We start from the raw sequence: 12339 nt of genomic DNA on the forward strand, positions 1-12339 counted from the left end.
CGTTATGGCTTTTATGGATATATTGACTCACGGAGCATTGTAAAGCATTCTATGCGGACGCGGAGCAAGCTCCGGGGAATGTACCCGTCCGAGATTCAAAAATCAGACAAAAGAGAGTTTAAAAATTATGTAGTCTCATATGCAGCTCCGGGTATTGGAAGCAATTCTACGTTCACCAATTATCTTGATGTGCAAAAACAAAAAGCTGCTGGCACTTATAAAAATCATTACATCTCAATAGATAAACAATTTTCAATAACAAAAAACGATTTTATAAAAATCCCAACACTCAATAAAAGAATATCAATATCAATCCAAAACCTAAGTCTCACAGAAATACTCATTAAAATATCTGACACGTATAGCCTCCCTATTATTATAGGTAATACAGCCGAGAAACTATTTAAGATAAAAATACCAAATGTTTCCCTCAAAAACCTCCCACTTCATCAAGCGATGGATGAACTGATGGCACTTTGCCCGGAAGCCGAGTGGGAATATCGTCGTACGGGATTTATTGTGGTGCGGCGCCAGATTAAGTGGCCTGAATCTCGAAAGTTCTAGCGAGGCTCGTCAGGCTGCCATTTTGCACCACTGGTGGGTAAGCAAACAGCCCGCCCTCCAGGAGCTAAAACATAGCCCACAGGCTGCTTCAAGGACTCTTTGGTGAACTCCAGCTTCAGGGACGCAGGCGGTGTGTAGACGAAGCGAGTGAGCACGGTAGCATCACGGAGCAGAGGCGCAATCGCCGCTTTCCAGTCGGACTCAGACGGGTAGACAGGGGCATTTTTATCGTGCTGGAACGCCCAGCCCACAAGAGCCTGTCCCACTTCATGGGCAATCTGGATTGCCTCGTCGCGCTGTGCTTTGGCGTTGAGTGGATCGAAGGCGGCTTTTGGTAACGCCACAAACGGAACAAAAAACAGCGTCCCTTGCTGCTGGAACAGCGCCCCTGAGCCATTGGGAAGCAGCGTGACCGGCTGACCGTCGGCGCAGAGCGTGACCTGTGATTTCACCTGCTTCCCCTTTAGAACAACGCTCTTTCCCAAGGTGGCGAGTTCGAAGGGCAGTTTTTTCTCGGGGCCACTCTCGTCGCCAAAGTCAATGCCCCCATCGGCTTTCTTTGCCAATGGAGGGATTTTAGTCACGGTGCCGGTATCCGGGCGGACAGCGTAGGCTTGCTTGAGATCGTCCACCAGAAACGCCTTGCCATCGTCGGACGAGCGAATGCCCCAGACCTCTCCGCCGTTCATTGGCACCGTAAACCGCGTTCCATCTGCCCGGAGAAACTCGACACCCGACGCGAGGCTGCTACCATCGGGGCCACCCAATGCCGCGAAAGGAAGCTCGGGAGACACATGCAACCCGAACCAGCCGTACTCGGGCGGGCCGAGTGTGGTCTTCACCGTTCCTCGAACGGGATCAATCATCGCAATGGTCTCTCGGCGCTGGAATTTCCCCTCGACATCCACTGTCTTATCATGCAGCGCCGCCAGCGCTATCCCCGTTTTTCCAAGCCAGCCAATAAGCCGCGCATCCACGCCGACGCCTGCCGCAATTTCCTGACTCCAGAGCATCCGCAAGCGCTTGCGACGTGTCTCGTAGGTGAGCACTTCGAGCACTCCTGGCGCGGCATCGGAAGGAGCGAGTGGGAGTGACTCCAGACGACTCGGACGCACCTCCCGCAGGAGAACCAACGTACGGCTGTCCGGGGAGCAGAGCAGAAACCGTAGATTTCCAGTCAAAACGGGCTCCGGGTTCCCGATGAGCAGGCCACCTTGCTCGCCGGGCAGCTCCAGAAGCCCCAGAGACGGAGCCGGGATTTTTAAATAAACCGCTTGTGGCGCAATCTGCGCGGGGGGAGTCTGTGGAAACATGTCTTCTTAACGTATGGCGAAAGACATTGGTTACGGACTGTCGGGTACAATCCCTGCATCATGCAAAGACTGCTGATTGCCAATCGAGGAGAGATCGCCGTCCGAGTGATTCGCGCCTGCCGAGAGCTAGGGATTTCCCCGGTTGCGGTCTACTCCGATGCCGACCGCGACGCCCCCCACGTCCGCCTCGCCGATGCCGCTGTTTGTTTAGGCCCAGGGCCCGCGAGCGAGAGCTACCTGCGCGGCGATTTGGTTCTGGAGGCGGCAAGGTCACTCAGGGCCGACGCGGTGCATCCGGGCTACGGCTTTCTCTCGGAAAACGCGGCCTTTGCCGATGCCTGCGCCGCAGCGGGAGTGACCTTTGTGGGGCCGCCGGGCAGGGTGATCCGTGCGCTAGGCGACAAGATCGGCGCGAAAAACACCATGCAGGCGGCAGGCGTCCCGTGTGTCCCCGGCTACAACGGCGACGACCAAGCCGATGACTTACTGCAAGCGGAGGCACAGAAAATAGGCACGCCGCTGCTCATCAAAGCCTCGGCGGGCGGCGGCGGGCGCGGAATGCGGCGTGTGGACATGCTTACCGACTTTTTGCCCCAGCTTACCGAGGCGCGGCGCGAGGCCAAAGCCGCGTTTGGCGATGACCGAGTGCTGCTCGAAAAGTATGTCCTGAAGCCCCGTCACATTGAATTCCAGATTTTTGGAGACGCGCAGGGAAACGTCGTGCATCTGTTTGAGCGTGAGTGCAGCATCCAGCGACGGCACCAGAAGATCATCGAGGAGTCGCCATCGCCGGGCCTCACTCCAGCACTCCGTACACGCATGGCCGACGCGGCTGTGCTAGCGGGGAAGGCGGCGGGCTATGTCGGAGCCGGAACCGTGGAGTTCCTCGTCTCGGGCGATAGCTTCTATTTTTTGGAAGTGAACACACGGCTACAAGTGGAGCACCCCGTCACGGAGAGCATCACGGGCACGGACTTAGTGGCTTGGCAAATCGCCGTCGCGCGCGGCGAGCCCCTGCCGCTCACCCAAGAGCAAATTCAGTCACGTGGGCACTGTATTGAGGCGCGTATCTACGCTGAAGACCCAGCAACGGGATTCTTGCCGTCGCTCGGCACCCTGCGGCGCTGGCGGGAGCCGAGTGGGCCAGGGATTCGCGTGGACTCGGGCTACACCGAGGGCATGGAAATCCCCCCATTCTACGATCCGATGCTCGCCAAGGTGATCGCCTACGGCCCGGATCGCACCGCCGCGCTCGTCCGGCTAGACCTTGCCCTCTCTGAGTTCGTCGCGCTGGGAGTAACCACCAATATCGAGTACCTGCGCGTCATTCTCGCGGATACAGCCTTTGTCGCTGGAGAGCTCCACACGGGCTTTCTCCCCGAGCGATTTGCAGGCTGGAAACCCAACGCAGAGATCCCCGAGGAGGTGCTCATTGCACTGGGGGCACTCTCTCCCCTAGCCCCCGCCTACCCCCTACCCCCCGCCGAGCGGGGGAATACTAAGGGGAATGCCTGGCAGACCACCGACAACTGGAGAAATACGAAATCCTCATGACCAAGTGGCTCTACAACGACGAAGAAATCGAGGCAAGTGCGCCTACTGCGGCCACCACCACGCGGGTGCTCCCCAGCGGCGACATTGAGATCCAGCAGGACGGACGCACCGTCGCCGTCCCTATTGTTCGAGATGAGCGCGGCACGGTCTGGATAAGCTGGCAAGGCCGCAGCTTCGCCTTCACCCCCGTGACTCCCGGTCAGCGACGTACCCGCGCCAAGAAATCCGGCAGCCTGAGCGCCCCCATGACCGGCGTCGTTGCGGACGTGCTGGTGGCCGTCGGGCAAGCCGTCGAAGCCTACCAGCCCCTCGCGATTGTGGAAGCGATGAAAGTTCTGGCGACGCTCGAAGCCCCGTTTGCCGGAACGGTTACTGCCGTCCACGTGGCCAAAAAAGATCGCGTCGAGCACGGAGCTGTGCTTGTGGAGATCGAGCCACTCCCCTCAGAATCGCCCCGATTGTAATCGGGGCGGAGATTCGTTTTATGTTCCATGGGGAGGAAAAACCCACCTCGGCGCACAAACAGTTCCCATGCGTTCACGAATCTGGATGGGGATAGCGCCGTTGCTGGTGGCGGGCTCGCTGGCAGTGGCCCAAAAAACCGCCATAAAGCAATCCACCGACCCGACGGCGATCTTTAAGTCGGACTGCCTCCCCTGCCACAACGCCGAGCAGAAGCAAGGCGGGCTGAGCCTGGAAAGCACGCTGACACCCGCGCAGGCCAAGCGCATTGTCGAGCGTGTACGCGGCGAGGGCGGAAAAGATCGCATGCCGCTTGGTGCTCCGGCGCTCTCGGCGCAGAAGCAGACCGTCCTTGCAGGCTGGGAGAACGCACTGCGTACCACACGCCACTGGGCCTATATTCCGGTGAAGCGCCCGCTGGAGCCCCCCGTTGAGGTGAGTGGGATTGACAGCTTCGTGAAAGCGCGGCTCATCAAGGAGAAGCTGAGCTTCGCGCCGCAGGCCGATAAAGTGACGCTGTTGCGCCGGGTGACACTGGATCTCACGGGCCTGCCCCCGACGCTGCAAGAGGCGGATGCATTTCTGGCCGACACGCGCCCCGGTGCCTACGGGCGGCTTCTAGATCGGCTTCTTGCCTCGCCGCACTACGGAGAGCGGATGGCGCTGCCGTGGCTCGATGCCGCACGCTACGCGGATTCCAACGGCTTCCAGCAAGATGGTGACACGTTCCAGTATGTCTGGCGGGACTGGGTGGTGAAGGCGTTCAATAGTAATAAGCGCTTCGACGAATTTACAGTCGAGCAGCTTGCGGGGGATCTCTTGCCCAACGCGACGCAAGACCAGCAGATCGCGACGGGCTTTAACCGCTGCCACTTGCTCAACGGCGAGGGCGGCGCGATTGCCGAGGAGCAGCGCAATGTGATCATGTTCGACCGGGTAGATGTCACTTCAACCACCTGGATGGGGCTCACCCTGGCCTGCGCCCAGTGCCACGACCACAAGTACGATCCCATCAGCCAAAAAGACTACTACAAGTTCTTCGCCTACTTCAATAATGTGCCCGAGACGGGGACGCCGTCGGGGGGTGGGCAGTACCGAATCGCCGATCCCGCGATCACGGTGACAGAGAGCGAGCAGCAGCGCAAGAAACTCGGGCAGTTTGTCAATGAGCTTAAGAGTGCCACTGCCGAGGTGAAGCGCCTGGAAGCACTCCCCCAACCGGGGATCGTCACGACAGCACTCACACCCTGGAAGCTGGCCGTTAGTGTGAGTGCCGCCAGCTTCGATGCGGCGTACGACACCGACAAGCCACTCGCGGAGCTGACCGGTGGCACGGAGCGCCCGGAGTGGACGGATGGCACTGCCCAGACACTCCCCGACACCGACAACACGGCGCACTATCTCGTTCGGACGCTGAGCGTGGGAGCGGCAACCACGCTTCCTCTGAGCTTTGGCAGTGACGATGCCCTTAAAGTCTGGGTGAACGGCAAGCTGGTATTGGCGAAGAAAATTACCCGTGGAGTGCTTCCCGATCAAGAGCGTGTGAGCGCTGCACTTCAGCCGGGTGCCAACACACTGATCGTCAAGATCGTCAACGGCGGCGGCGCGTCCGGTTTTTACTTCAAGCCGGGCACCAGCGCCTCCCCTGAGCTGACCGCAGCAAAAGAGAAAGTCGCAGCGATCACCAAAGAACGCGACGCGCTGCAAAATAGCCTGCCGCGCGTGATGGTCATGTCCGATGCCAAGCCAAGAGTCACCCATATTCTCGACCGGGGGCAGTATCTCTCGCCCAAAGAGGAAGTCACGTGCGGAACACCACCTTCAATAGCTCCCCCGTTGGACGGGGTCGGAGGGGGAAGGTTGAATCTCGCCCGCTGGCTGGTGAGCCGGGAGAACCCACTCACGGCCCGCGTCTTTGTGAACCGGCTCTGGCAACAGTTCTTTGGTATCGGCTTGGTCAAGACCAGCGAGAACTTCGGCTTATTGGGGGAGAAGCCCTCACACCCCGAGCTTCTGGACTGGCTCTCTGCCGAGTTCATGGACTCCGGCTGGGATGTCAAGCGCTTGGTGAAGCAAGTTCTCACCAGCCAGACCTACAAGCAGTCCAGCAAAGTCACACCCGAGCTACGCCGTCGCGACCCTGAGAATCGCCTGCTTGCACGCGGTGCACGGTTTCGGCTGCCCTCGCTGATCTTACGGGATGTGGCACTGGCAACGTCTGGGTTACTCAACGACAAAATAGGCGGCAAGCCGGTCTACCCGTACCAGCCCAAGGGCATCTGGGACAGCCTCTCTATCACCAAGGAGCGTGATTTCAGTTACCCGCAGTCCACCGGCTCCGACCTCTACCGCCGCAGCCTCTATACCTTCTGGCGGCGCACGGTCGGGCCGGGCAATATGTTCGATGCCTCGACGCGGCAAGCCTGTAAAGTGCGGGCATCGCTTACCAGTACCCCGCTCCACGCCCTCACGACGCTCAACGACATCACCTGGGTCGAGGCCAGCCGCGTGCTCGCCGAAAAACTCATGCTAGAAACGGCTGCCACCCACAAGCGCCTAAGCAACGCCTTCCGCCGCATCTGCGCCCGCCGCCCCTCTACTAAAGAGTTGACAATTCTACGCGGCAGCTACGAGCGCACGAAAGTCGCCTACGAGCTTGAGCCTGAGCAAGCAAGCGCGTTTCTGGCGATGGGCGAGAGCAAGCGCAACCTAAACTTAGCCACTGCGGAGCACGCCGCGCTGGCTCAGGTGTGCTTGTCTATCTTCAACTTGGATGAGGCTCTGACAAAGGAATGAAACGCGAGTTCACTTGGCGCGTCGTCCCCGGCTGGGCTAAGCCCGCGAGCCTTCCCATCAAGAACGGCCACGGGCTGGTCTTTGACAAAAGCGGCTATCTCTATCTGCTCACGGATCATGCCGATGCCAACCTGCTGGTCTTTGACCCGGCGACGGGCCGGGTGGTGCACCAGAAGAATCTCGGGCTGACCGGGGGGCATGGTCTCTCGATCGTGGAAGAAAACCGACGCCAGGTGCTCTTTATGACCTGCCTGAACACGCACCGCGTCCTCAAGACCACACTCCAGGGGGAAGTGCTCGCCGAGTGGGGCTGGCCGAAAGAGACAGGCAAGTACAGAAGCGCCGATGAGTACAAGCCGTCGTGGACACTACACCTCACCAGCGGCGATTTCTTCGTCCTCGATGGCTACGGCAAGGACTACGTGATCCACTACGATAAAAACGGCAACTACACGGGCTACTTCGGCGGCAATGAGGGCGGCATTCCGCACTGGGGTCCCCACGGCGGCTATATGGACAAAGACACGCTTCTTATCGCCATGAGCGACCAGCGCTCCATCGCCCGCTGGAGCACGAACGGCAAGAAGCTCGGTGAGTGGACGCTCCCCGGCTCCGACCCGCGCATGTTGCGCCCTTGGAATAGTACTCAAGCGAAGCTTTGGGTGGTCGGGCATCTGGGTGGCAAGTGGCCGCAGGATCGCAACGTCCCCGGCTACGTCTCCATCCTCGACGCAAACTTCAAAGTCCTCGCCAATGTCGGTGGCAGCAAGCCCGAGTACGATAAAACCGGTAAGCTCAAGCCCATGGAAACCCTGCCCGACACCCCGTTTCGCCGCCCCCACGATGCCATTGTCGGCCCCGACGACAGTCTCTATGTCGGGCAGTTCGACTCAGGCGATCAGCCGCTTTTGAAGTTGGAGCGGATATAGACGCCGGTTTTCAACCGGCGGGAGCGTAAGTTATGAACCCAGAATTTGAACGTGATCTCGGCATTACCCGCCGACAGTTCTTCGGAAAATCGGCAACGGGCATCGGCATGGCCGCACTCGCCAGCTTGCTCGGTGAGGAAGATGCATCTGCCCAAACTCTCCCCACCCAGAGGGTACCCGGCGGGGGGCGGGGGGGGGGCAAGGCCAAGCGGGTCGTGGTGCTCTGGCAGGGCGGGGCGCCCTCGCACGTGGATTTGTTTGACTACAAGCCGGGGCTGGAGAAGCTACGCGGGACGAACTTGCCGGACTCCGTGCGCAAAGGAACGCGCCTCTCGACCATGACCAGTGGCCTGAAGACCTTCCCGATCCTGCCCGCCCACAAGCCGTTCAAGGCCTACGGAAAATCCGGGATGATGCTCTCGGAGCTACTGCCGCATATTGGCTCGCTTGCCGACGACATCTGCCTGATCAACTCGATGCACACTGAGGCGGTAAACCATGCGCCCGGTGTGACATTTCTCATGACGGGTTCGCAGGTGCCGGGTCGTCCGAGCATGGGCGCGTGGGCGACCTACGGGCTGGGGAGCATGAACAAAGACCTGCCATCGTTTGTGGTGATGACCTCGACCGACAGGGGCCGCACGTGTGGGCAGCTCTTCTACGACTACTACTGGGGCAGCGGTTTTCTACCCTCCAAGTTCCAGGGTGTGCGCTTTCGGAGCGAGGGCGAGCCGGTGCTCTACCTCAAAAACCCAGATGGCCTGCCTTCGGGTCTGCGGCGTAAGCAGCTTGATGATATTCGGGCACTCAATGCCCAGCATTTAAGTGAGTACGGCGACCCGGAGATAGAAACGCGCATCTCGCAGTACGAGCTTGCCTATAAGATGCAGACCTCGGTGCCGGACTTGCTAGACATTGGTAAGGAGCCCGCGCACACGCTGGAGCGCTATGGCCCGGATGTGAATCGGCCCGGCAGCTACGCGAGAAACTGTCTGTTGGCGCGGCGCTTGTTGGAGCGGGGGGTGCGTTTTGTCCAGCTCATGCACTCCGGCTGGGATCAGCACGGCAACCTCCCCACCCAGCTCGCCGAGCAGTGCCGCGACACGGATCAGCCATCGGCAGCGCTGATTATGGACTTGAAAGAGCGTGGGCTTCTCGACGACACCATCGTGCTCTGGGCCAGTGAGTTTGGGCGCACCCCGTTTGTGCAGGGCGACATGACCAAGCCGACCTATGGCCGCGATCATCTGGGATCGGTCTACAGCATGTGGGCGTGTGGCGGTGGCTTCAAAGGCGGCTACGTCCACGGAGCCAGCGATGACTTCGCCTACAACCCTGTCAAAGATCCGATGGATGGCCATGACTTACAAGCGACCATCTTGCACCAGCTCGGGATAGATCACACCAAGCTCACGTATCGCTTCCAGGGCCGCGACTTCCGCCTCACCGATGTCTTTGGCAACGTCGAGAAGAAGCTAATCGTGTAGGCTGAGGCGGGTACAATCTTGTTTATGAAACGCTTCACTCTCTCTCTGGCGCTGGTACTTGCGCTGGGCTCGCTTGCGTCGGCGCAGACTTTCTCACCGGACTCTGTGAAAGGCCACGTGACCTACTTAGCCTCAGATGCACTCGCGGGTCGGGGCTCAGGGACGCGGGGCAATGAAGCGGCGGCAAAGTACATCGCGGAGCAGTTTAAGAAAGCGGGGCTCAAGCCGATTGCCCCCAAAGGCTACTTCCAGCCGTTTTCGTTTCCCGCCGGAGTGGCACAGGGCAGCAAGAATAGGCTTCAAGTCAGCGGCTTCGGGCGCTATGCCGCCGGGCAGACCTTTGAGCCGTCGCCACTCTCGACATCCACCTCGGGTGAGGTTAGTGGAGAGCTTGTCTTTGTGGGCGAGGGGCTGGAGTATTCCCAGGACGTGAAGGGGAAAATCGCCGTCGCGTTCTCTGGCGGCGAGGGCGGGGTTCGTAAGAAAGCCATTGTGGCCCGGGAGAAGGGCGCGGCGGGGCTGATTGTGGCATCGGCTGAGGACGCAGCCTTGCGCTTTGAAGAAGGCGACGGCACCGATGCGGGCTTGCCGATTGCGATGGTTCGCAAGAGCGTGGTCGAGGCGTGGAAGGCGAAGGGCGGGGCGCTCACAGCGACGCTCCAGACGGAAGTCAAGAAGCAGAGCAAGATGAGCGCCAATATTCTCGGGCTACTCGAAGGCTCTGACCCGATGCTCAAGAACGAAGTGCTGGTCATCGGGGCGCACATGGACCACTTAGGCCTGGGCGGGACACACTCACTGGCGGAGAGCAAGGCTCCCGCGATTCATCACGGCGCGGACGACAACGCGTCGGGAACGGCAGGCGTTCTGGAGCTGGCGGCGTATTTCGCGAAGAACCGCCCCAAGCGCGCAATTTTATTTATGTGTTTCTCTGGCGAGGAGCTGGGGCTATTGGGCAGTGCGCACTACGTCAAAAACCCGCTCGTTCCGCTCGACAAGACTATCGCGATGGTCAATATGGATATGATCGGGCGGCTAGATGCCGACAAGCTCATCGCCGTGGGCAGCGGAACCGCGCCGGAGTGGAACCCGCTTCTCGATAGACTCAACGCAGACGCCAAGTTCTCACTCTCACGCTCCGAGTCCGGCTTTGGGTCGAGTGACCAGCAGTCGTTTTATAATGCCAAGATTCCCGTCTTGTTCTTCTTCACCGGCCTACACGGCGACTACCACCGCCCCAGTGACACCGCCGACAAGATCAACTACCCGGGCGAGGCGAAAGTGCTCACGCTGGTTGCGCGTGCCGCACGAGAGATCGCGGATGCCCCGGCTCGGCCTGGTTTCACGCAAATCACTGTCGTGCAGGAGCAGCCCGCTCGCTTCCGCGTGTCCCTCGGTTCGATTCCCGCCTACGGCTACGAGGGTGAGGGTGTCCAGCTCGATGGCGTGCGTCCAGGCTCACCTGCCGAAAAAGCCGGAATGCAAAAAGGCGATATTATCGTCAAATTTGGGGCACGGACTATCAAAAACGTCCAGGAGTACACCCTCGCACTCGGTGACCACAAGCCCGGCGATGTCGTGGAAATTATCATTAAGCGCGGCGACCAGACTCTCACCGTGAAAGCGACACTGGCGGCTTCGAGTCGGTAGAGAGTAGGTCGCTCTCGTTCATGGGAGCGAAAACCAATCACGATGCAAAACGAACAACTCACCACCGCACAGAGCGCCAGCGCAGCGCACGTCATCGGCTCGGGCGCGGCTTCCGTCATCCTCACCAAGACCGGCGGCGTACTGAAGCTTTCGGCGAGCGCACGGCCTGCGAACCCCTGGGATGCTCAGCTTCAGATTCCTATCGCGTTTGGCCTAAGCAAGGGCGACACACTTTTAGTGCGCTTCTCGGTGCGGGCGCTCAAGGCCCAGCCCGAGACAGGCGAGGGGCGCACGGCGGTGATTCTGGAGCGCGGGGAGCCACCCTACACCAAGTCACTCAACCAGAATATTCCCGTCGGGCGGGCATGGAAAGAGTGGAGCATTCCGTTTACCGCCGTCGAGGATGTGCCCGCAGGAAAAGTCAACCTCAACTTCCACTTCGGCTTCGGGGAGCAGGCTATCGAGTTTCAGAATATCAGTCTCACCAACTACAGGGCCAGCAAGCGTGCTTCAGAGCTGCCACGCACGCGCCTGAGCTATGCGGGAATCGAACCCGATGCCCCGTGGCGCGCCGAAGCGGAAAAGCGCATCGAAAAGTACCGGAAAGCGCCTTTGAGCGTGAGAGTGGTGGATCAGAAAACGGGCAAACCGATTCCGGGCGTCAAAGTTGAGATCACGCAACAGAGCCATGCGTTCGCGTTCGGAACCGCCGTGGCCGCCGATCACCTTATCGCCCGTGGAGCCGATGCGGACCGTTATCGAGAAGTTTTTCAGAAGTACTTCAACCGCGCGACGATTGAGAATCATCTGAAGTGGCCCTTCTGGGAGGCGTGGAACAAGCAAGATGGTCTGAAGGCGCTGGAGTGGCTGAATCAAAAGAAAATCCCCGCCCGCCCGCGTGCTGAGCTGCCTGGAGCGCTTTGGCAAGCTCGGGCTCCCCATTGCGATCACGGAGTTTGACATCAATATGGAAGACGAACAGCTCCAGGCCGACTACACCCGCGATTTTCTCACAGCGTGCTTCTCGCACCCGTCGGTGTCGGAGATTATCACCTGGGGCTTCTGGGGAAAACGTCACTGGTTCCCCAAAGCCGCTCTCTGGCGTGCCGATTGGAGCATCAAACCAAACGGGCAGGCCTGGGTGGACTTGACGACCAAGAAGTGGTGGACCAGCGCTGGTGGCACCACCGATGCTCAGGGAAGTTTCGCAGTCCGTGGCTTCCATGGGGAATATGAGGTTCGGGTCACACAAGCGGGGAAAACGGCCACACAACGCGCCACACTTCCACGCCAGGGCACCCCCCTGACACTACACCTCTAGGCTCTGCGGCGACGAATCATCAGCCCAGAGAGAAATACCTGTTTTACTAGATTTAGTTTAGAAACAACCAATAACTATGGCATGACACTTAAAAGTATAATACTTCGGGGAATTTACTTTACTCTGACACTTTTACTTCTTCCCCTCTCCGCTCAAGCACAGTTCATGTAACTGCTCAGGTCAAGTTGTAGCCGGAACAATGGGGTTTCCACGGAAGACCGAGAGTAAGCCTTCACGAGGAGAAATACCCTGTTTGCGAAGCG

General features: G+C 59.5%; 8 protein-coding genes and 1 pseudogene. 8 read left to right on the plus strand and 1 reads right to left on the minus strand.

The genetic code is table 11. The annotated features are described in order from the left end of the window. On the plus strand, positions 1 to 564 hold a 564-nt coding region (locus ACH2ED_RS21075), incomplete at its 5' end, for a hypothetical protein (protein ID WP_395094701.1). On the opposite strand, the gene ACH2ED_RS21080 is transcribed toward ACH2ED_RS21075, so the two are convergent. Further along, on the minus strand, positions 561 to 1877 hold the full coding sequence (locus tag ACH2ED_RS21080) for a hypothetical protein (protein ID WP_395094702.1): 1317 nt from the start codon (positions 1875 to 1877) through the stop codon (positions 561 to 563). The two genes, ACH2ED_RS21075 and ACH2ED_RS21080, sit on opposite strands and share 4 nt — an antisense overlap. A gap of 60 nt (positions 1878 to 1937) precedes the next feature. Here ACH2ED_RS21080 and ACH2ED_RS21085 point away from each other — a divergent pair. The 7 genes and pseudogenes from ACH2ED_RS21085 (at position 1938) to ACH2ED_RS21115 (ending at position 12076) form a co-directional block, all read left to right on the plus strand. Then, positions 1938 to 3895 (plus strand): annotated as a pseudogene (locus ACH2ED_RS21085) (acetyl/propionyl/methylcrotonyl-CoA carboxylase subunit alpha). A gap of 67 nt (positions 3896 to 3962) precedes the next feature. Continuing rightward, a complete protein-coding gene (locus ACH2ED_RS21090) occupies positions 3963 to 6689 on the plus strand; it encodes a DUF1549 and DUF1553 domain-containing protein (RefSeq protein ID WP_395094703.1) in 2727 nt (908 codons plus the stop codon). Further along, positions 6686 to 7618 (plus strand): hypothetical protein, encoded by a 933-nt coding sequence (locus ACH2ED_RS21095; RefSeq protein WP_395094704.1) that lies wholly within the window; start codon positions 6686 to 6688, stop codon positions 7616 to 7618. Before ACH2ED_RS21090 ends, ACH2ED_RS21095 begins: the two co-directional genes overlap by 4 nt. A gap of 32 nt (positions 7619 to 7650) precedes the next feature. After that, a complete protein-coding gene (locus tag ACH2ED_RS21100; RefSeq protein WP_395094705.1) occupies positions 7651 to 9105 on the plus strand; it encodes a DUF1501 domain-containing protein in 1455 nt (484 codons plus the stop codon). Positions 9106 to 9129: 24 nt separating this feature from the next. Further along, positions 9130 to 10755, plus strand: coding sequence for a M28 family peptidase (locus ACH2ED_RS21105; protein WP_395094706.1), 1626 nt, complete (start codon positions 9130 to 9132; stop codon positions 10753 to 10755). 42 nt (positions 10756 to 10797) lie between these two features. Then, positions 10798 to 11715 (plus strand): hypothetical protein, encoded by a 918-nt coding sequence (locus ACH2ED_RS21110; RefSeq protein ID WP_395094707.1) that lies wholly within the window; start codon positions 10798 to 10800, stop codon positions 11713 to 11715. Further along, positions 11654 to 12076: an endo-1,4-beta-xylanase gene (locus ACH2ED_RS21115; protein ID WP_395094708.1), complete on the plus strand. Its 423-nt coding sequence runs from the start codon at positions 11654 to 11656 to the stop codon at positions 12074 to 12076. The genes ACH2ED_RS21110 and ACH2ED_RS21115 overlap by 62 nt, the downstream gene beginning before the upstream one ends. Positions 12077 to 12339 lie beyond the last annotated feature (263 nt).

The sequence above is a fragment of the Armatimonas sp. genome, from assembly GCF_043757465.1.
Taxonomy (GTDB): Bacteria; Armatimonadota; Armatimonadia; order Armatimonadales; family Armatimonadaceae; genus Armatimonas.